Annotated in this window: 17 protein-coding genes; 7 read left to right on the forward strand and 10 right to left on the reverse strand. The window is 73.8% G+C overall.

Features of this window, described 5'->3' with window-relative positions; genetic code table 11:
- The first annotated feature begins 92 nt into the window (after positions 1-92).
- Both xsc and AC1Q5D_RS04495 read left to right on the forward strand, forming a co-directional pair.
- Positions 93-1919: a sulfoacetaldehyde acetyltransferase gene (xsc, locus tag AC1Q5D_RS04490; RefSeq protein WP_481737369.1), complete on the forward strand. Its 1827-nt coding sequence runs from the start codon at positions 93-95 to the stop codon at positions 1917-1919.
- A gap of 172 nt (positions 1920-2091) precedes the next feature.
- Positions 2092-3651 carry an APC family permease gene (locus AC1Q5D_RS04495; protein ID WP_481737370.1) on the forward strand — a complete coding sequence of 520 codons (1560 nt, stop codon included), beginning with the start codon at positions 2092-2094 and terminating at the stop codon, positions 3649-3651.
- Positions 3652-3731: 80 nt separating this feature from the next.
- On the opposite strand, the gene AC1Q5D_RS04500 is transcribed toward AC1Q5D_RS04495, so the two are convergent.
- Positions 3732-4952 carry a glycosyltransferase gene (locus AC1Q5D_RS04500; RefSeq protein ID WP_481737371.1) on the reverse strand — a complete coding sequence of 407 codons (1221 nt, stop codon included), beginning with the start codon at positions 4950-4952 and terminating at the stop codon, positions 3732-3734.
- 567 nt (positions 4953-5519) lie between these two features.
- On the opposite strand from AC1Q5D_RS04500, the gene AC1Q5D_RS04505 reads away from it, so the two are divergent.
- Complete coding sequence (locus AC1Q5D_RS04505; RefSeq protein WP_481737372.1) at positions 5520-6542, forward strand: hypothetical protein; 1023 nt, start codon at positions 5520-5522, stop codon at positions 6540-6542.
- 81 nt (positions 6543-6623) lie between these two features.
- Complete coding sequence (locus AC1Q5D_RS04510; RefSeq protein ID WP_481737373.1) at positions 6624-8522, forward strand: beta strand repeat-containing protein; 1899 nt, start codon at positions 6624-6626, stop codon at positions 8520-8522.
- A gap of 97 nt (positions 8523-8619) precedes the next feature.
- On the opposite strand, the gene AC1Q5D_RS04515 is transcribed toward AC1Q5D_RS04510, so the two are convergent.
- Entirely contained in the window at positions 8620-9948 is a 1329-nt protein-coding gene (locus AC1Q5D_RS04515) for an MFS transporter (RefSeq protein ID WP_481737374.1), read from the reverse strand.
- Between the two features lie 26 nt (positions 9949-9974).
- On the opposite strand from AC1Q5D_RS04515, the gene AC1Q5D_RS04520 reads away from it, so the two are divergent.
- Positions 9975-10454, forward strand: a complete 480-nt coding sequence (locus tag AC1Q5D_RS04520; RefSeq protein WP_481737375.1) for a nucleoside deaminase — start codon at positions 9975-9977, stop codon at positions 10452-10454.
- Between the two features lie 7 nt (positions 10455-10461).
- On the opposite strand, the gene AC1Q5D_RS04525 is transcribed toward AC1Q5D_RS04520, so the two are convergent.
- From AC1Q5D_RS04525 to AC1Q5D_RS04545, 5 genes are read right to left on the reverse strand one after another with little or no spacing between them, the layout of a single operon-like run.
- Positions 10462-10968, reverse strand: a complete 507-nt coding sequence (locus AC1Q5D_RS04525) for a metallophosphoesterase family protein (protein ID WP_481737376.1) — start codon at positions 10966-10968, stop codon at positions 10462-10464.
- A gap of 31 nt (positions 10969-10999) precedes the next feature.
- On the reverse strand, positions 11000-11647 hold the full coding sequence (locus tag AC1Q5D_RS04530) for an HAD-IA family hydrolase (protein WP_481737377.1): 648 nt from the start codon (positions 11645-11647) through the stop codon (positions 11000-11002).
- Between the two features lie 27 nt (positions 11648-11674).
- A complete protein-coding gene (locus tag AC1Q5D_RS04535) occupies positions 11675-12130 on the reverse strand; it encodes a hypothetical protein (protein ID WP_481737378.1) in 456 nt (151 codons plus the stop codon).
- A gap of 34 nt (positions 12131-12164) precedes the next feature.
- Positions 12165-12638, reverse strand: a complete 474-nt coding sequence (locus AC1Q5D_RS04540) for a DUF3237 domain-containing protein (RefSeq protein WP_481737379.1) — start codon at positions 12636-12638, stop codon at positions 12165-12167.
- Positions 12635-13546, reverse strand: a complete 912-nt coding sequence (locus AC1Q5D_RS04545) for a LysR family transcriptional regulator (RefSeq protein ID WP_481737380.1) — start codon at positions 13544-13546, stop codon at positions 12635-12637. Before AC1Q5D_RS04545 ends, AC1Q5D_RS04540 begins: the two co-directional genes overlap by 4 nt.
- Before the next feature lie 100 nt (positions 13547-13646).
- On the opposite strand from AC1Q5D_RS04545, the gene AC1Q5D_RS04550 reads away from it, so the two are divergent.
- Together AC1Q5D_RS04550 and AC1Q5D_RS04555 are read left to right on the forward strand one after the other, a co-directional pair.
- Positions 13647-14699, forward strand: a complete 1053-nt coding sequence (locus AC1Q5D_RS04550) for an MBL fold metallo-hydrolase (RefSeq protein WP_481737381.1) — start codon at positions 13647-13649, stop codon at positions 14697-14699.
- Positions 14700-14724: 25 nt separating this feature from the next.
- Entirely contained in the window at positions 14725-16062 is a 1338-nt protein-coding gene (locus AC1Q5D_RS04555) for an MFS transporter (RefSeq protein ID WP_481737382.1), read from the forward strand.
- Positions 16063-16144: 82 nt separating this feature from the next.
- On the opposite strand, the gene AC1Q5D_RS04560 is transcribed toward AC1Q5D_RS04555, so the two are convergent.
- The 3 genes from AC1Q5D_RS04560 to AC1Q5D_RS04570 form a co-directional block, all read right to left on the reverse strand.
- Positions 16145-16366 carry a hypothetical protein gene (locus tag AC1Q5D_RS04560; protein WP_481737383.1) on the reverse strand — a complete coding sequence of 74 codons (222 nt, stop codon included), beginning with the start codon at positions 16364-16366 and terminating at the stop codon, positions 16145-16147.
- Positions 16367-16615: 249 nt separating this feature from the next.
- A complete protein-coding gene (locus AC1Q5D_RS04565; protein WP_481737537.1) occupies positions 16616-17440 on the reverse strand; it encodes an EamA family transporter in 825 nt (274 codons plus the stop codon).
- Positions 17441-17557: 117 nt separating this feature from the next.
- Complete coding sequence (locus AC1Q5D_RS04570; protein WP_481737384.1) at positions 17558-19636, reverse strand: BCCT family transporter; 2079 nt, start codon at positions 19634-19636, stop codon at positions 17558-17560.
- Positions 19637-19693 lie beyond the last annotated feature (57 nt).

Genomic DNA, 19693 nt, shown 5'->3' on the forward strand with positions numbered 1-19693 from the left:
GCATAGCTTGAACACGAATCCCGGTTTCGGGAACGAATCGCACCGGAATCCGGAACAGGAGCGGTGCCCGGCAATCCACAAGGAGACTCGAGATGAGCGAAGCGCAGGTCGAGAAGAGCGGAGCGCAGCCGGGGCGGGAGGTCGTCCAGGGCAAGCAGCGGATGACGACGTCCGAGGCCTTCGTCGAGACGATGGTCGCCAACGGCGTGACCGACATCTTCGGGATCATGGGCTCGGCCTTCATGGACGCGATGGACATCTTCGCGCCGGCCGGCATCCGGCTGGTCCCCGTCGTCCACGAGCAGGGCGCCGCGCACATGGCGGACGGCTACGCCCGCGCCAGCGGCCGCCACGGCGTCGTCATCGGCCAGAACGGCCCCGGCATCAGCAACTGCGTCACCGGCATCGCCGCCGCCTTCTGGGCCCACAGCCCGGTCGTCATGATCACCCCGGAGGCCGGGACGAACAGCATCGGGCTGGGCGGCTTCCAGGAGGCCAACCAGCTGCCGATGTTCCAGGAGTTCACGAAGTACCAGGGCCACGTCGTCAACCCGTCCCGCATGGCCGAGTTCACGGCCCGCTGCTTCGACCGCGCCATGTCGGAGATGGGCCCGACCCAGCTGAACATCCCCCGCGACTACTTCTACGGCGAGGTCGAGACCGAGATCCCGCGCCCCAGCCGCGTCGACCGCGGCGCGGGCGGCAACGCCAGCCTGGCCGCCGCCGTCGAACTCCTCGCCGAGGCCAAGAACCCCGTGATCGTCTCCGGCGGCGGCGTGGTCATGGCCGACGGCGTCGAGGAGTGCAAGGCGCTCGCCGAGCGGCTCGGCGCCCCCGTCGTCAACAGCTACCAGCACAACGACTCGTTCCCGGCCAGCCACCCGCTGTGGGCCGGCCCGCTCGGGTACCAGGGCTCCAAGGCGGGCATGCGGCTCATCTCCGAGGCCGACGTCGTCCTGGCCCTCGGCACCAGGCTCGGCCCGTTCGGCACGCTGCCCCAGTACGGCCAGGCCTACTGGCCCGAGAACGCGCGCATCATCCAGGTCGACGCGGACCACAAGATGCTCGGCCTGGTCAAGAAGATCGACGTCGGCATCACGGGCGACGCCAAGGCCGTCGCCGCCGAGCTCGTCGAGCGCCTGGCCGGCCGCGACCTCGCCGCGGACTCCACCAAGGCCGAGCGCGCCGCGTACGTCAAGCAGGTCAAGGCGGACTGGGAGCAGGAGCTCTCCGAGTGGACCCACGAGCGCGACGAGTACTCGCTGGACGTCATCGCCGAGGCCGAGCAGGAGGAGGGCGACTGGCTGCACCCGCGCCAGGTCCTGCGCGAGCTCGAGAGCGCCATGCCCGAGGACGTCATGGTCTCCACGGACATCGGCAACATCAACTCCGTGGCCCACAGCTACCTGCGCTTCGAGAAGCCGCGCAGCTTCTTCGCCCCGATGAGCTTCGGCAACTGCGGCTACGCGCTGCCGACCATCATCGGCGCCAAGGCCGCGGCCCCGCACCGCCCGGCCGTGGCGTACGCCGGCGACGGCGCCTGGGCCATGAGCATGGGCGAGGTCCTCACCGCCGTGCGGCACGACATCCCGGTCACCGCCGTCGTCTTCCGCAACCGCCAGTGGGGCGCCGAGAAGAAGAACCAGGTCGAGTTCTACAACCGCCGCTTCGTCGCCGGCGAGCTCGACAACGGCGAGAGCTTCGCCGAGATGGCCCGCTCGATGGGCGCCGAGGGCGTCGTCGTCGACCGCCTCGAGAACGTGGGCGCGGCCCTGAAGGAGGCCATCAACGCGCAGATGGTCGACGGCAAGACCACGGTCATCGAGGTCATGTGCACCCGCGAGCTGGGCGACCCGTTCCGCCGGGACGCCCTGAAGAAGCCGGTCCGCATCCTCGACAAGTACAAGGACTACGTCTAGGAGGCCACCGGCCGGGCGGCGCCGCGGGGTGGTGGGCCCCGCGGCGCTGCCGCGCGTCCGCCGCCGGAAACCCCGTGAACGGCGCCGCCCCGCGTGCTAGGGTTCCCCGCGACCAGCGCAGCGTGCCAACCCCCGGCGTGCGGCGCGCGAGCCCCTAGGGAACGAGGTTCCGATGACCCCACCGACTCCGCCCTCCGGGGCCGGCCCCCGACCCGGCACGCCGGGCGCAGGCGTCCCTGCCGCAGCCGGAGGCGACCCCGAGCGCCTCGCCAAGACGCTGAAACCCGGCTGGGTCTGGGCCGTCGCGCTCGGCTCCGCCGTCGGCTGGGGCGCGTTCGTGCTGCCGACCGACTGGCTCGGCACCGCGGGGCCCGTGGGCGCGATCACGGGCTTCCTGATCGGCGGGGCACTCATGGTCGTCATCGCCGTCAGCTACGGGATGCTCATCCGCAGCTTCCCGGTCTCCGGCGGCGAGCTCGCCTACGCGCTGATCGGGTTCGGCCGGACGCAGGCCTTCTTCGCGGGGTGGTTCCTGACGCTGGGCTACACGTGCATCGTCGCCCTCAACGCGTCGGCCCTGGGGCTGCTGTTCCGCAGGCTGCTGCCGGACATCGTCCAGCAGGGACACCTCTATACGATCGCCGGGTTCGACGTGTACCTCGTCGAGGTCCTGATCTCGATGACCGCCCTGGTGGTGTTCGCGCTGCTGAACGTGCGCGGGGCGGCCCTGTCCGGTCGGGTGCAGTTCATTGCCTGCATCGTCATGCTCGTCGCGGTGGCGGCCATCCTCGTCGGGGTCCTCATGAGCCCGGGGGTGGTCCTGTCGAACGCGACGCCGGCCTTCCCCGACGGCGTGGCCCCGATCTCCGCGATCCTGGCCATCGTCGCGATCGCCCCGTGGGCCTACGTCGGCTTCGACAACGTCCCGCAGGCCTCGGAGGAGTTCGACTTCGCGCCGAGCAAGGCCATGCGCCTGATCGTCCTGGCCATCGCCGCGGCCGCCCTGCTCTACGCCGCGATGATCGGTTCCGTGGCGCTCGCCGGCCCCTGGGAGCGTGTGGTCTCCGGCGACGCCGCCTGGGGCTCCGCGGACGCCCTGACCGGGGCCCTCGGCGGGGGCGGCATGGCGCTGTTGGCGATCGGCGTGGCCATGGGCGTGGGCACCGGCCTCAACGGGTTCTTCGTCTCCGCCAGCCGGCTCCTGCTGGCCATGGGGCGCGCCCAGATGATCCCCGGCCGGTTCGCCAAGCTCCACCCGGTGCACAAGACGCCGTCGGCGGGGATCTGGTTCGTCGCCGCGGTCTGCCTCATCACCCCGTGGTTCGGCCGGGCCGCCCTCGTGTGGGTCGTCGACATGAGCGCCGTCGGGGTCACCGTGGCCTACCTGTACACCTGCCTGTGCGCCTACAAGGTCTTCCGCTGGAACCACGTTCCGGACCGCCCCGGCGAGGTGGAGGGCACCCGCTCCACGTCGAAGAAGATCCTCAGCGCGCTCGGCGCCGTCACGGCCGTGGCGTTCCTCGGGCTCCTGCTGGTGCCCGGCTCGCCCGCGCTCCTCGGCCCGCAGTCCTTCACTGCCCTGGCCGTCTGGGTCGCGCTCGGGGTCGTGTTTTTCCTGTCCCGCCGCCGCCACTTCCGGACCCTGGCGGACGAGGACGTCGACCGCCTCGTGCTCGGCGGTCCGCGTCCCGAGTTCCTCGGCCTGCGCGGCCACCGCGCCCCGCTGGGCTGACTCGGCCCTCCTCCGGGGCATGGAAGAGGGGGACGACGGCGGGGCTCCCGCCGCCGTCCCCCTTCGTCCGTGCGCGGCGGCTACGCGCCGGTCCCGGCGAGGGCCCCCGTCGTCCCGTCCCCGGTGGTGCCCGCGGACCGCGCCGCCGCCCTCGCGGCACCGGCGGCCGGCCTCCGCGAGGCCGCGTGGAGTGCGGTCCGCCCCTCGGCTGGCGGGTGCTCCGCCACGTCGACGAGGCGCTCCATGAGGTCCTCGAACCGCTGTGTCATCCGGCCCAGGGAGTAGCCCCGGGCGTGGAGTTGGGCCTCGGCCCCAGAGAGCCGCCGGGCCCGCAGGGCCGCGCGGGCGAGCGCCTGCGGCGAGCAGTCCTCCGCGACGACCCCGGTGCCGGGCACGAGGAGCTCCTTGGCGGAGGCGCTGGGCAGCGCGGCCACGGGCGTGCCGCAGGCCATCGCCTCGAGCGCCGCGTGTGGGAACGGCTCCTCCCACTGCGGGGCGTTCAGGAACACCTCGGCGGAGGCGAGGTGCGGGGCCAGCTCCTCCGGCCGGAGGTGTCCGACGTACTTGTGGTGGTGGTTCAGGCGCGGGACCACCTCTTCGGTGAAGTAGTCGTGGTCCTCCACCCGGCCAGCCAGCGTCAGCCGGAGCCCGGCCTGCGTCGCTGCCTCAAGCGCCACGTGCGGGCCCTTGTGCGGGGCGATGCGGCCGGTCCAGACGGCCGTGCCGGGCTCCTTCTCGTCGACGGGGCGCCACCAGTGCATGTCGATTCCCGGGGGGATGGTCTCCATCCGCGGGATGTACGGCCGCCAGGCGATCGCATTCGGCTCCGAGACCGTGATGTGGGCGTGGAGCGGATCGGAGCGGAGCCCGCCCCGCAGCGCCATGCGCACCCGGTGCGCCTCCCGGAAATGATGGACGTGCACCGCCGGGAAGCCGGCGAGGCGCTGCGGAACGACCGGGCTGTCCGAGGCATTGAGCACGACGTCGAACGCCCCGCCGAGAACCACGTCCATGGCCTCGTTCATCGCCCCGTCCAGGCGCGCGTGCAACGCCCGGAACTCGCCGTCCTTGGGATAGCCGTCGATGTCGAACGCCGCGTCCATGGTTTCGACCAGGCCGCAGGGAACGTGGCTGCCTTCCTTGGAGAAGACGGTGACCTCGTGGCCGCGCCGGTGCAGGGCCGCCGCCAGTTGGGCGGTGTGGGACTCGACGTGACCGGCGAACGGCACCACCAGGGGGTGGTGCGGCCGGGCGACGACGGCGATGCGGAGCCGGCGCTCGACGCTCTCTCCAGGGCGCACGGGGGCGTGGGAATCCCCTCCGGAATGGGGCGCGTCGCTTGAATCTTGTTTTTTCACTGTGATGTAACCTCCCCGGTCATATAACGGTTTCGTATCCCAAACCGTCCGGAGAAGGAAGACTTGACATCAATATTCACTCAGATTGTGAAATTCGCCATAGTCTCTTCGGCCGCAAACCCCGTCCTCAGCCGCATTCTGGACTGTTCCGTCTAGAAGCCGACGCCCGGTCCTGAAAGGTGATGGTTTACATCCTCCGGCCGGGTTTCACAGCCCCCTGCCTAGGGCGACCGTAGGCCACGACCGGCAGCTTGGACACCCCCACGTTTAGGTGTTTACTTTCGCTTCGCCCGTGCTTACCGTGGAGCCAATTCCGCCTCGGACCGGTCGTCCGGGGCCGCGCTCATCGGGGGGTGCATTGTGGGGGGACGTCTGGCGACGCTTGCCGCCGCATCCCGCGTTGCCCTGGGTCTTGGACTGGGGGTCGGAGGCCTCTGGCTCGGAGCCTCGGCGGCGCAGGCGGAGACCACCGCGCCCGCGTTGTCCGTCGTCGACGAGGCCACCTTCCCGGTGACTGAGACCGCCACGACCGGCGGCACCGTGGCGAAGGCCGGCTCATCCGCGCCGAGCGGGACCCAGGCCTCCCCGGAGACGGTAGACCCGGGTGCGGTCAAGGGTGCGCTCGAGACCGTGAGCGAACCCGTGGCCCCCACGCCCGCCAAGGCACCGGTCGCCGAGGCGCCCGCGCGGGAGCCCATGACGGACACTGCCGGGCCAGTCCTCGACACGGCGAAGCCTGCGGTCGAGCCCATCGTCGACTCCGCCGAGCCGGCGCTTGAGTCCATCGCCGGGACGGCCAAGCCGGCCGTCGACGCCGTCGAGGATGTGGCTGTGCCGGTGGTCGTCGACGCCGTCGATACGGCCGGCCCCGCCGCCGAGTCCGCGGTGGAGGCCGTGAAGCCGGTGACCGGTGCCGTCGGCGGCGTGGCCGACTCGGTGAAGCCCCCGGTCCTGGAAGCGGTCCTGCCCCGGGCCGAGGTCCCGGTCCCCGTGGAGCCCGCACCGGCAGAGCCGAAGAACGCCAGCGCGCCCGCCGGGGCCCCCGTCCCGGCGCCACCGGTTGCAGACGATGCCGCAGCGCCTTCGGCGGACCGGGTCTCGACCGCGCCCGACCCCGCCCCGGAGACCGAGTCCGTTGTCGGCGGCTCCGCCGACGATCCCGGATCGGGCGAGGACGCGGCGCCGCCAGGTCTCGAGGTCCTCCCGGAGCTCCTCCTTGGCGGGCAGGACCCGGCCTTGGACGGCGACCGCAACCTCTGGGGCCAGTTTGTCGACTTCCTCTCCGGCGCCGTGGAGCGGGATGCGGCGGCGCCGCCGTCGTCCGCCCACGGGCCTTACGGCGCCCCTGCACCCGCACCACTCGGCGCGACCGGGGGAGCGGCAGCGGGCGCAGCCGGCGGGGCCGGTCCGCCGATGGCCGACTGCCCCTGCGGCCCCGTACCGCTCGAATTCGCCGCAGCGCTCGTGCGCGCCGCCGGCGACGCCCTCCTGCCCGACGGGCCGGCCTTCGACCCCGGTTCCACTCCCGACTGAGTGCGGCCGCGCCACCCCTGGCGGTGGCACGGTCCCGCGGCGCTCGCCGCCGCAACAACACCAGTCTTCAGGAGCAGAACCATGCGCAAGTGCTTACAGCGGGGGCTCTACGGCGCCCTCTTGGCCGGGGGCGTCGTAGCCCTCGGAGCGGCGGCCGCCACGGCCGCCACCACCTCCGGCGACGACGGCGCGGCCTCGGGAAACCAGGCCGTGGTCGACGCCACCGCCCCTGTCACCGTGGGCGGCAACGCGGTCTCCGGGGTCGGAGACTCGACGTCCGAGGGAGCGGCCACGGACGCCGGCGGCGACGCGGACGCGCCGAGCGCCACCACCTCGGGAACCGATGCCCTCCTCGGCGGGCAGCAGGGAGTCGTTGAGGTCGACGTTCCCGTGACGGTCGGCGGGAACGCCGTGTCCGTGGTTGGGGACAGCGGTTCGTCGGGTTCGACGGCGGCGTCCGATGCGGGTGCCGGTGGCGGTGCCGCGGCGGGCGATGCCGGGGCGGCGACCTCGGGCGACGAGGGCACGGCGTCCGGGACCCAGGCGGTCGTGGACGCGGACGCCCCGGTGACGGTCGGCGGGAACGCCATCTCTGTCCTCGGCGACAGCAACGCCACTGGCTCGGAGGCGACGCCAGGAACCGGCGACGGCACCGCCGCGGATGGTGCCGGGACGGAGCCGGCCGGGGCGGCGACCTCGGGCGACGACGGCGCGGCGTCCGGGACCCAGGCGGTCGTGGACGCGGACGCCCCGGTGACGGTCGGCGGGAACGCCATCTCTGTCCTCGGCGACAGCAACGCCACTGGCTCGGAGGCGACGCCAGGAACCGGCGACGGCACCGCCGCGGATGGTGCCGGGACGGAGCCGGCCGGGGCGGCGACCTCGGGCGACGAGGGCGCGGCGTCTGGGACCCAGGCGGTCGTGGATGCGGACGCCCCGGTGACGGTCGGCGGTAACGCCGTGTCCGTGGTTGGGGACAGCGGTTCGTCGGGTTCGGCGGCGGCGTCCGATGCGGGTGCTGGCGACGGTGCCGCGGCGGGCGATGCCGGGGCGGCGACCTCGGGCGACGAGGGCGCGGCGTCTGGGACCCAGGCGGTCGTGGACGCGGATGCCCCGGTGACGGTCGGCGGTAACGCCGTGTCCGTGGTTGGGGGCAGCGGTTCGTCGGGTTCGACGGCCGGGTCCGATGCGGGTGCCGGTGACGGTGCCGCGGCGGGCGATGCCGGGGCGGCGACCTCGGGCGACGAGGGCGCGGCGTCCGGGACCCAGGCGGTCGTGGACGCGGACGCCCCGGTGTCGGTCGGCGGGAACGCCATCTCTGTCCTCGGCGACAGCAACGCCACCGGCTCGGAGGCGACGCCAGCAACCGGCGACGAGGAGGCTCCGCATCCGGACGACGGCGAGGAGGCTCCGCACCCCGACGAGGGTGACGAGGGCGCCGACGCGGGCGACGGCCACGAAGGCGACGGCGGAACCACCGGCGGTGTGAACCACGGCTCCGGCACGGTCGGCGCCGACGCGGGCGCCGATGCGGGAACCGACGCCTCTGCGGGGACGGAGACGGACGCCGACCACGGCACCGACACCGCGACCGACGCGGAGCACGACGCGACCGTTGGTGCCGGCGCCGAATCCGGGACCGACGCCGGCACCGCGACCGGCACGCACGCCGGCGTCGCCACCGCCGGCACGTCGACGGCGGGCGCGGAGGGTTCGCTTGCGGACGGAGATGCCGGGAGCGGCACCCTCGGCGCGGACTCCACGGTGACCGCCAGCGGGAGCGGGACCCTCGAGTCGTCGGGGTCGGCCGGAGAGCAGGGAACCGGCGATGACCGGGCCCCGGGCCTGTGCACCGTCCTCTCGAGTGCCGCGACGGCCTCCGGGCCGACCGATGGGATGGCGCTGACCGCCGGCTTCCTCGCGGTGGCCCTCCTGGGGGCGGCCCTGGGACGCGTCGGGAGGCGCCCCGCCCGCGCGTAGGGCAGGGGGCGTAGCGCCCCCACGGGTCTCCCGGCCGGTTCCCCCTCCGGCCGGGAGGCTCCCGCGCGTCCGCGGGCCGTCTCGGTGGCCGGGACCGCTACGCCGCGCGCTCGAGTTCCCGCTCGGGGCGCGGGGCGGCCCGGACGCCCCACAGCGAGGCGGCCGCCAGCCAACACAGCACGGCGGCGGACAGCCAGGCCAGCAGGTAGGAGCCCGTCGCCTCGCGCAGCCAGCCCGCGGCGACCGAGGCGATGCCCGCGCCCACCATGTGCGCCGCGAAGACCCATCCGAAGACGACGCCGGCGCGCTCCACCCCGAAGTGCGTCCGGCACAGGGCCACGGTGGGCGGGACGGTCGCGACCCAGTCCAGCCCGTAGAAGACGATGAACACCCACAGCGGCGCCGCGATCTCCGGACCGAGCAGCGTGTTCAGGAAGACGAGGGAGAGACCGCGCAGCCCGTAGTAGGCCATGAGCAGCACGGCCGGATTGAACCGGTCCGTCAGCCACCCGGACGCGACGGTCCCCACGAGGTCGAAGATCCCGATGAGGGCGAGCAGCCCGGCCGCGGTGGTGGCCGGCATGCCGTGGTCGTGCGCGGCGGGGATGAAATGCGTCTGGACCAGGCCGTTCGTGGACCAGCCGCAGACGGCGAACGTGAATACGAGGACCCAGAAGGGGCGGTGGCCCGCGGCCTCCCGCAGCACGCGCACGGCCATCCTGCCGGCCGGCTCCGCGGGCGGCCCGCCATGGGCGGGTGCCGCGCTGGCCGGCGCGCCGCCGTCGTCCGCCGTAGTCCCGGGGGAGGACGACGGCGGGGCCCCGTACGGCAGGAGCCCGCGCTGGGCGGGGGAGTCGGCGAAGAACAGGGCGAACAGCGGGATGATGAGTGCCGCGACCAGCGCCGTCGCGAGGGCCGCCGCGCGCCACCCCGGGTCCTGGGCCAGGGCGACGACGGCGGGCAGGAAGACCAGTTGCCCGCACGCGTTGGCCCCCGAGAAGAGGCCCATGACCAGGCCGCGGCGCGTGGCGAACCACCGGTTGGCGACGATCGAGCCGAACACCAGGGCCATGACGCCCGTGCCGGTGCCGACGAACAGGCCCCAGAGGACCCACAGCTGCCAGAGGGAGTCCATGAATACGGTCAGCCCGCTGCCCAGCGCGGTCAGGGCGAGGCCCGCGACGACCACGCGCTTGATGCCGAACCGCTCCATGGCGGCTGCGGCGAAGGGGGCGGTCAGGCCGTACACAACCAGGTTCAGGGTGACGGCCCCGCTGGTGCCGGTGCGGGTCCAGCCGAACTCGGACTCCAGCGGAGCGAACAGGGCGCCGGTGGTCGAGCGGAACGCGGCGCCGGCGACCAGCGCGAGCAGCGTCAGTGCGGCGACGGCCCAGGCGGGGTGGAGGCGGCGGAAAGGGGAGGGCACCCGACGATTCTAGGGATACTGGTCCCATGGCCATCGACGGGAACGACCTGACCCATCTCCGCCGCTGCGTCGAACTGGCGCGCGAGGCGCTCGAGGACGGCGACGAGCCGTTCGGCTCGGTCCTCGTCGCGTCCGACGGCGCCGTGCTGTTCGAGGACCGCAACCGGGTCAAGGACGGGGACCGGACCCGGCACCCGGAGTTCGCGATCGCCCGCTGGGCGGCGGAGCACCTCGCGCCCGCCGAGCGCGCCGCGGCGACCGTCTACACGTCGGGGGAGCACTGCCCGATGTGCGCGGCCGCCCACGCGTGGGTGGGGCTGGGCCGGATCGCGTACGCCTCGTCCTCGGAGCAGCTCGGCCGTTGGCTCGCCGGGTTCGGCGTCGCTCCGGGCCCGGTCGCGCCGCTGCCCATCGGGGCCGTTGCGCCGGGGGTCCCCGTGGACGGTCCGGTGGAGGACCTGGCCGCGGAGGTCCGTAGCCTGCAGGAGGCGTACCACCGGCGCTAGCGCGGCCCTACACCCGGTCCACCGGGACGAGCTCGACGCCGCGCAGCGCCCCGCCGTCGGCGACGGCCCGCATGAACGTGCAGACCGGCTGCCGCCGCCGGTCCGTGGGGGAGCCGGGATTCAGCAGGCGCAGGCCGGTCGGGGCCACCGTGTCCCACGGGATGTGGCTGTGCCCGAAGACCAGGACGTCGGCGTCGGGGTAGTCCGCGGCGCACCGCGCCTCGCGCCCGGCGGCCGGTCCCGTCTCGTGGACCATCGCGAAGCGCACGCCGTCCAGCTCCACGCGCGCGACCTCCGGCAGCCGCGCCCGGAGTCCCGGCCCGTCGTTGTTCCCCCAGACCCCGACCAGCCGCCGCGAGCGCCCCTCCAGGGCGTCCAGCGTCGCCTCGTCGACCCAGTCGCCGGCGTGGAGGACGACGTCCGCGGCCTCCACCTCGCGCCACAGGTCCGGGTGCAGCCCGCGGGCGCGCCGGGGCAGGTGCGTGTCGGCGATCAGCAGGATGCGGGTGGGCATGCGGACATCGTCGCACGCCACCGCGGCCGGGTCAGGCCAGCTCGATGGCCAGGCCCGCCGGGCCGGCCGCCGCGCGGACGCGCTCCAGGGAGTCGACGACGGCGTCGGCCCCCGCCAGCTCCCCGGCGGCGTGCGTCCCGGACACCGCCAGCACCGCGGCCCCGGAGGCGCGCCCGGCCTCCACGCCGGCCGGGGCGTCCTCGACGACCAGGCACCGCGCCGGGTCGACGCCGAGGCGCCGCGCGCCGAGCAGGTACCCCTCGGGGTCGGGCTTGCCGTGGGTCAGGTCGTCCACGGTGACCATGTGCCCGGGGGCGGAGAGCCCGAGGGCCGCCATGCGCACGCCCGCCAGCCCGCGCGTGCAGGAGGTCACGATCGTCCAGCGTTCCGCCGGCAGCGAGTCCAGCAGCTCCTGGGCGCCGGCCTTGACGACGATCCCGTCGGTCTCCGCGGCCTCCAGCCGGTCGATCAGGGCGCGGGCCTCCGCCTGCCGCTCCGGCTCGACGTGGGCGGCCACGATCCGGTAGGCCGGGACGCCGTGGAAGCGGTAGACGAACCCGTCGAGGCCGAGCTCGTCGGCCCACCGGGTCCAGGCGCGCTCGGTCGCGGCGGTCGAGTCGATCAGGGTGCCGTCGAGGTCGAAGAGCACGGCCTCGGCGTCGAAGGTGGTGGGGGACATGGGCCCACTCTAGGCGTCCGCGCGCTCCTATGCGGCGGCCGCGGCGGCGAGCCCGAGGGCCTGCGCCGCCAGGAAGAGCCCACCGAGCGCGCCCGCGGTGCGGAACAGGATCCGCGCGTGGTCCTCCGGCGGCTCGAGCCGCCACTTGCGGCGGCTGCCGGGGACGTAGTGCACCGTCGCGTGCTCGGGGGGCGCCGCGCGCCCCGCGGGTCCGCGGTCCGCCGCGCCGTGGGCGGCCAGCCGGGGCCCGCCCGTCTCCCGCAGGCCGGCCGGGAGGGCCTCCGACTGCACCGTGTCGTCCTCCGTCGTCCACACGACGCACGGCTGGCCCTCGAGCGTGCGGATCTCGCCGTGGGCCGTGCGCCAGCGGCGCGCGCGCCGTCGCGCGACCAGCGCCGCCACGAGGAACGCGAGCCCGGCCGTGGCCGCGACCCATCCGACGAGGTCCAGGGCGGGACCTGCGGAGGCGGCGAGGGATTCCATGCCAGAAGTGTAGGCGCGCCGGGCCGCGGCGTCCCTACCGCACCCGGAAGACGTCGATCCGCACGCCGCTCGGGCGCCGTTCGCCGGTGCCGATGAACAGGGTCCGGTTCACCCAGGCGTGCGGACCGGAGTCGTCGGCGCTGAGCGTGGGGACGCAACGGAAGTAGATGCGGGACGGGTCCACGGTCTCCCCGGCCATGATGCGCCGCAGGTCCTCGGGGTCCCCGGTGCGCAGGGCGAGGTTCTCGACGAGGATCCGGTGTCCGTCGTCGAGCTCCAGGACGTAGTCGGCGGACAGGTGGGCGACGTCCTCGGAGGGGTAGCGCTGGAAGTCCGCCCCCGCGTTGAGCACGCGGCCCTGGAGGCCGGGTCCGGTGACGCGGCCGCCGCGGATGGGGACGACGCGGCGGACGCCGTTGGCGGTGGCGCCGATGTCGATGGGGGCGTCGACGTCGACCTCGATGGTGGCGGTGTGCTCGAGCCGCGGGGCCTCGGGGGTGGGGTTCACGGTGTCGGGTGTCCTTCCGTATCGGTGGTGGAGAGCAGGTCGATCGCCTCGGCGACGCGGCGGGGCAGGCGCCCCGGCGGGACGACGCCGACGATCCGGTTGGCCGGGATCCGGTCGGCGATGGGCCGGTAGACGACCTCGGGCCCGGCGAACGTGGCCCCGGTGGCGGGCAGGCTGTTGGCGAAGGAGAACCCGAGGCCGCGTCCGACGAGCGAGCGGATGGTCTCCATGTTGGGGCTGGTCCACCGCACGTCGAGCCGAAGCCCGGCGGCCTCGACGATCTCGGTGAGCCGCTGGGCGGTGGGCGGGACGTCGAGCAGGACGGCGGGCTCCTGGACGAGGTCGCGCAGCCTGACGCTTTCCAGTCCGGCGAGACGGTGCCCGGCGGGCAGCATGGCGTGGAGCCGCACGGGCGCGATGTCGACCGTTTCGACTCCCTCGTTCGCCTGCAGCGCGTACACGAAGGCCACGTCCAGGCGTCCCCCCAGGACGTCCTCCTGCAGGGAGGTCGGCGCCCCCTCCGTGAGGCGCAGGTCGACGGCGGGGTGCTCGCGCGTGAAGTGCTCGGCCAGCAGCGGGACCACGCGCGGGGAGAGCGTGAAGCTGGTGCCGATCCGGAGGGGCCCGCGCATCGCGCCCAGGCTCTCCGCGACGGACTCCCGGGCCTCCACGAGCCGGTCCAGGACCCCGCGGGCGTGGACCGCGAACTCCCGCCCGGCCGGCGTGGGCACGACGCGGCGGGAACGGTGGCGCACCAGCAGCGGCGCGCCCACGGCCTTCTCGAGCTGCGCGATGGCCATGGACGCCGCGGCCTGGGAGATGTGGCAGTGCTCCGCCGCCGCCGTGATGGAGCCCAGGTCCACGGCGGCAAGGAAGTACTGCAGCTGCCGCAGCGTGACCTCACTCATAGATTCTCCTGATGCTTTCCATTCAGTCTATTGAGTTCCCATATTACGTGACGCGGAGCACACTGGAGAAAACAGCCCGCCAAGATCTGGAGCACCACACATGGACCACACCCTCGCCACCGCGGAGGCCGCGCCCCGCGTCGTCACCCTGGGCACCGCCGGCGGGCCCAAGTGGTGGCGCGCGGACCGGCCGAGCCGGCGGACGGGAATCGCCACCGCCGTCGTCGTCGGGGACGCGTTCTACCTCGTCGACTGCGGCCACGGCGTCGGCCGCCGCCTCTCCGAGGCGGGGCTGGCGCTGCGCAACCTGCGCGGCATCTTCCTGACGCACCTGCACTCGGACCACACGGTCGACCTCGCGTCGCTGGCCGTGTTCGGCCTCTACGAGCTGCTGGAGCGGACCGGCGACCCCGTGCCGGTCGTCGGCCCCGGCAACCGCGGCGTCCTGCCGCCCGCCTCGCCGCGCGCCGCCGTCCCGCCGACCCCGCTGGCGCCCGAGTGCCCGACGCCGGGGACCCGCGAGATGTTCGACCTGCTGATGCGCGCCCACGCCACGGACCTGAACGACAGGATCATCGACTCCCTGCGGCCCAGCCCGCACGAGCTGTTCACGGCCAGGGACATCGAGATCCCGGCGGGGACCGGGTACCACCCGAACGACAACCCGACGCCGGACATGGAGCCGTTCGTGATCCACCGCGACGAGCTCGTCACCGTCACGGCGATCCTGGTCCAGCACCCGCCCGTGGCGCCGGCCTTCGGGTTCCGGTTCGAGACCGCGGGTGGCTCCGTGACGATCTCCGGGGACACCTGCTACACCCCGAACATGGTCCGGCTGGCCCGCGACACCGACTTGCTGCTGCACGAGGCCATCGACTTCGATTTCATCGAGTCCATGTACGCGGGCCGGGACGACGTCGGATCCCGGGCCGCCCGCGACCACCACTACAAGTCCCACACCTCCGCCGCCGACGCGGCCCGCGTCGCCACGGAGGCCGGGGCCCGGCAGCTCGCCCTGCACCACCTCGTCCCGGGCACGGCCGACGACGACGCGTGGCGGGCCGCCGCCCGCAACTTCGCCGGCCCCGTCCACATCCCCGACGACCTCGACTCCATCGTCCTCCGTCCCGCCGCCGACCGCGTCCCCGCGTAAGCCCCACCCGTCCAGGAGCATCCCAGTGAGCAACAGCACCCACGTCCGGCCCAGCGGCCCGGCCCCCGCGGCGACCGCGGCGCCCGAGTCCCTCAACACGAAGGACATGCGGCGGATCCTCGCCTCGAGCTTCGTCGGCAGCGCCATCGAGTACTACGACTTCATCCTGTACGCGACGGCGGCGTCCATCGTGTTCGGCCCCGTCTTCTTCTCCAACCTCGGGCCCGGTTTCGCGGTCTTCGCCTCGTTCGCGACGCTCGCCGCCGGCTACCTCGCCCGGCCCCTCGGCGGGGTCGTGTTCGGGCACTTCGGCGACCGCGTCGGACGCAAGAAGATGCTGGTCCTGTCCATGCTCATCATGGGCGTCGGCACCACGTTCATCGGCATGCTCCCGACCACGGCGCAGATCGGCATCGCGGCACCCATCGCGCTCGTGCTGCTGCGCGTCCTGCAGGGCATCGCCGTCGGCGGCGAGTGGGGCGGCGCCGCCCTGATGGCCCTGGAGCACGCGCCCCAGAGCCGCCGCGGCTTCGCGACCGCGTTCGCCAACGGCGGCGGCCCCGCCGGCGCCATCCTCGCCACGCTCGTCGTCTCCTTCTTCTCCGCCGTGACCGGCGACGAGTTCCTCGAGTGGGGCTGGCGCGTGCCGTTCCTGCTCTCGGCCGTCCTGATCGCCGTGGGCCTGGTCATCCGCCTGAAGGTCGCCGAGACCCCGATGTTCCAGAAGCTGCAGGACGAGTCCGAGTCGCGCCGGGCCCGCCTGCCCATCCTGGACGTGCTGCGCAACCACCCGCGCGCCGTCGTCCTCACCCTGGTCGCGACCATGAGCTTCTACTGCTGCCAGGGACTCCTCACCATGTGGGGCGTCTCGGTGGCCGTCGGCAACGGCGTGGACCGCGAGGGCGTGCTCAACTGGAAGGCGGTCGGCGCCATCCTGACGCTCCTCGTCACGTTCTGGGCCGCCCGGATGTCCGACCGCTTCGGCCGGCGCCGGATGCTCATCGTCGGCAGCGTCACCGGCATCGTCCTCGCCTACCCGCTGCTGCTCCTGCTAGACAGCGGGACCCTGTGGGGCTTCGCGGTCGCCATCGTCGTCGGCAACGGCCTGGTCCAGGGCCTGCTCTACGGCCCGATCGGCGCCTACATCGCCGAGCAGTTCCCGACGCGGGTCCGCTACACCGGCGCCTCCCTGGCCTACCAGGGCGCCTCGACGCTGGGCGCCGGCTTCACCCCGATGATCGCCTCCGGCCTGGTGCTGGTCGGCGGGACGGTGGCCGTCGCCGGGTTCTGGATCGCGGTCCTCGTGGCCGGCCTGGTGGCCGTCCTGCTCACCGCCGAGGGCACCCGGAAGGTCCTCGACTAGCCCCCCGGAAAAGGCGGGCCCGGCACCATCCCCAGGTGCCGGGCCCGCCGCCGCGCCCGGTGCCCCGGGTCGGCGCCCCGGGTCAGAGGTTCTTGGGGTCGAGGTCCTCGTCGACACCCAGGCCGTCGTCGTAGTCCGGGGTGTCCTCGCCCGTCCGCCGGTCCTCGAAGAGCACCGAACGGTCCTCGTCGACGCCCGGGTTGTCGCCGGGGTCCTCCGCGGGGCGCGCGTCCTCGGCGTCGATCGCGCCGGTCGCCAGCGCCTCGGCGTCGGCCGGGTCCAGAGGCTCCAGATTCTCGGTCATCACGCACCTCCTGCTCGTCGGGGACACCACCGTAAGCCCGCTCCGGGACGTTCTCAAGGGCAGCCCGGGGCGGGAGGCGCCGGGGCCGGCGGCCTGGGGACGCCCGGGACACATCGGCTCCCCGGTGGCGTGAACGCGGCACCGGATACCGGCGTGTCGGTCGCGACACGCCGGGGACGGGGGAGGGCCGGCGCACGAATGTGTCCCTGGCGTCCCCGCGGCAGGGGCCGGGCGCCGGGACCTGGCGCCTCAGGGGCGGGGACGGGCCTCCATCCTGACGGCGCCGATCCCGGCGCAGACGACCAGGGCCATGCCCAGGACGTCGAGCCAGCCGAGCGACTGCCCCAGCACCACGAGCCCGGCGACGGCGGCGGCCACCGGGGACAGGCAGACGACGATCGCGAACGTCGAGGCGCGCAGCCGTCGCAGGGCCTGCATCTCGAGGGCGTACGGCACGGCCGAGGACAGCAGCGCCACCCCCAGGCCCACGGCGAGCACGACCGGATCCAGCAGCGCCGTCCCGGCCGAGCCGATCGCCGCCGGGAGCACGGCGACCGAGCCGATCGCCAGGGCGAGCGTCAGGCCGCTCACGCCGGGGAACAGGGAGCCGGCGCGCTGGTTCGCGAGGATGTACGCGGCCCAGCAGGCCGCGGCGGCCAGGGCCAGCAGCACGCCGACCGGGTCCAGCCCGTCGGCGGCGCCGCCCAGGCCGTCGCGGCCGAGCAGCACGATCCCGGCCAGGGCGAGCCCGGCCCAGGCCAGCCCGGCGGCGCGGCGGCCGGCCACGACGGAGAGCACCAGCGGGCCGAGGGCCTCGATGGTCACGGCGACGCCGAGCGGGATCCGGTCGATCGCCCCGTAGATCGCGGCGTTCATCCCCGCCAGCGCCAGGCCGAGCCCCGCGGCGGCCGTCCATTGGCGCCGGTCGAGGCTGCGCAGGGCCGGCCGCGCGACCGCGACGAGCAGCGCCGCCGAGAACACCAGGCGCAGCGCGACGACGCCGAGCGGCCCCGCGGCGGGGAACACGAGCACGGCGAGGGCCGCCCCGCCCTGCTGGCTGAACAGGGAGGCCATCACGAGGGCCGTCGACGCGGCGGGGGAGTGCTTCACACCCACACGCTAGGACGGGTTCCGGCCGGCGGTGAAACCGGCGGCCGACCGGGCGCGCGGCGACTCCGGGACCGGGCCGCGTCAGCGGCGCCCCGCGTCGCCCTCCTCGCGCCCGCCGCCCGGTCCGCCCGGTCCGGGGTCCTGCCGCCCGCGGGGGTTCCCGGTGTCCTCCGGACCGGTCGCATCGGTCCCGTGCGCCGTCCGGCCGTCCTCCGGGCTGGCGGTGCGCTCCGTCCCGCCGTCGTCCGGCTCGGCGGGGTCGCTGCCCTCGGGCGTCCAGCCGTCGGCGTACTCGCCGGCCTCGTAGTCGTAGTCGACGGGCTGGCCCTCCTCGTCCGTGCGCTGGTACCACTCGGTGACGTGCGGCGCGGTGGAGTCGAAGCTCGCCCCCGCGCCCTCCACCCCCTCGGGCGCCTTGCGGACGGAGATCACGAAGTCGTCCCCGTGCTGGTCGATCCCCGCCTTCACCGCCTGCTGCAGGGCCGCCTGGGCGTAGCGCCGGCGGATCACGAGCGGGTCGGTGGCCAGGTCCCGTGCGAACGAGATCAGCATCAGCACGAAGATCAGCGCGAACGGCAGGGCCGAAACGATCACGAGGTTCTGCAGGCCCTGCAGGGCGGTGTCCCCGCCGACGAGCAGCATGACGACGGCGATGCCCATCGTCGCCAGGCCCCAGAACACCGTGACGCGCCACGTGGGGTTCGGCTTGCCCCGCTGCGACAAAATGCCCATGACCACCGACGCCGAGTCGGCGCTGGTCACGAAGAAGATCGAGATGCACACCATCGCCAGGATCGGCGTGAACTCCGCCAGCGGCAGCGAGGCGAGCATCTGGAAGAACAGGTCCTGGGGCGAGGCCGACGGATCGACCGGTCCGCCGGTGATGTAGGAGTTGATGGTCGTGCCGCCGAAGATGGTGAATGCCGCGACGCACACGAGGAACGGCACGGCCAGCACGTAGAACACGTATTCGCGCAGCGTCCGCCCCCGGGAGATGCGGGCCAGGAAGACGCCGACGAACGGGGCCCACGAAACCCACCAGGCCCAGTAGAAGACCGTCCACGAGGACGCGAACTCGGCCGCCTCCGGCCCCCACGACGCGCCCTTGCCCATCATGTGCAGCAGCTCGGCGAAGTACTGCGCGATCGCGGCCGGCACCAGGTTGAGGATGAAGAGGGTGGGCCCGGCGACGAACACGAACAGGGCCAGGATGAACGACAGGGTCATGTTGATGTTGGACAGCCAGCGGATGCCCCGGCTGATGCCGGAGACCGCCGAGGCCACGAACCCGGCCGTGAGGACCGAGATGATGATGATCAGCGCCGCGTTGGGCAGGCGCCCGAGGCCGGCCACGATCTCGACGCCGCGGCCCACCTGCAGCGCCCCGATGCCCAGGGACGCGGCCGTGCCGAAGAGCGTGGCGACGATGGCGAACATGTCGATCAGCCGCCCGGCCAGGCCCTCCGTGTGCCGGGCGCCGAACAGGGCCGTGAAGACGGAGCTCATCAGCGGGACGCGGCCGCGCCGGTACGAGCCGTACGCGATCGCGGCGCCGACGACGGCGTAGATCGCCCAGGCGTTCAGGCCCCAGTGGAAGAAGGTCTGCGCCAGGGCCTGGTGCAGGGCGTCTGGCGTCTCCGGCCCGGCGGTCCCCGGGGGCGGCGACAGGTAGTAGGTGAGCGGCTCGTAGGGACCGAAGAAGAACAGGCCGATCCCCACGCCGGCGGAGAACATCATGGCCACCCACGAGAACTTCGAGTACTCGGGCTCCTCGCCGTCCCGGCCGAGCGGGATGGAGCCGAACTTGCTGAGCCCGATGAACACCATGAAGCCGAACACCACGACCATGAGCGAGTTGAACAGCCAGCCGGTGTTCGAGACCACCCAGGCGAGCGCGGAGTCGGAGGCGGCCTTGAGGGACTCCGTCGACGTGATGCCCCAGACGATGAACGCGATGATGAGGGTGGCGGCGACGCCGAAGACCACGCGGTCCGTTCCGTAGCGGATCCGCTGCTCCTCCACGCCGATGCCGGGCACCAGGCCGGGGTGGATGTTGTGGGGGTAGTTCTCCTCGACCGTGTGCAGGGTTCGCCGAGCGCGCTCGCCGAGGCCCTCGTGGTCCTCGTGGGGGGCGGCGTCGGGCCGGCCGCTGTTTGCCATGGTTCCTTCCCGACCCCGCGCGCCGTGCCCGGGGTGCAACGAGAGTAGGCGAACGGG

Source organism: Arthrobacter paludis, assembly GCF_056782315.1.

Excerpts from the sequence above, each read along its gene's own strand:
- AC1Q5D_RS04520 (WP_481737375.1), top strand. The coding sequence starts at position 9,975 with ATGGCCATCGACGGGAACGACCTGACCCATCTCCGCCGCTGCGTCGAA.
- AC1Q5D_RS04545 (WP_481737380.1), bottom strand. The coding sequence starts at position 13,546 with ATGAGTGAGGTCACGCTGCGGCAGCTGCAGTACTTCCTTGCCGCCGTG.
- AC1Q5D_RS04525 (WP_481737376.1), bottom strand. The coding sequence starts at position 10,968 with ATGCCCACCCGCATCCTGCTGATCGCCGACACGCACCTGCCCCGGCGC.
- AC1Q5D_RS04495 (WP_481737370.1), top strand. The coding sequence starts at position 2,092 with ATGACCCCACCGACTCCGCCCTCCGGGGCCGGCCCCCGACCCGGCACG.
- AC1Q5D_RS04530 (WP_481737377.1), bottom strand. The coding sequence starts at position 11,647 with ATGTCCCCCACCACCTTCGACGCCGAGGCCGTGCTCTTCGACCTCGAC.
- AC1Q5D_RS04535 (WP_481737378.1), bottom strand. The coding sequence starts at position 12,130 with ATGGAATCCCTCGCCGCCTCCGCAGGTCCCGCCCTGGACCTCGTCGGA.
- AC1Q5D_RS04510 (WP_481737373.1), top strand. The coding sequence starts at position 6,624 with ATGCGCAAGTGCTTACAGCGGGGGCTCTACGGCGCCCTCTTGGCCGGG.
- AC1Q5D_RS04570 (WP_481737384.1), bottom strand. The coding sequence starts at position 19,636 with ATGGCAAACAGCGGCCGGCCCGACGCCGCCCCCCACGAGGACCACGAG.
- xsc (WP_481737369.1), top strand. The coding sequence starts at position 93 with ATGAGCGAAGCGCAGGTCGAGAAGAGCGGAGCGCAGCCGGGGCGGGAG.
- AC1Q5D_RS04550 (WP_481737381.1), top strand. The coding sequence starts at position 13,647 with ATGGACCACACCCTCGCCACCGCGGAGGCCGCGCCCCGCGTCGTCACC.
- AC1Q5D_RS04565 (WP_481737537.1), bottom strand. The coding sequence starts at position 17,440 with ATGGCCTCCCTGTTCAGCCAGCAGGGCGGGGCGGCCCTCGCCGTGCTC.
- AC1Q5D_RS04560 (WP_481737383.1), bottom strand. The coding sequence starts at position 16,366 with ATGACCGAGAATCTGGAGCCTCTGGACCCGGCCGACGCCGAGGCGCTG.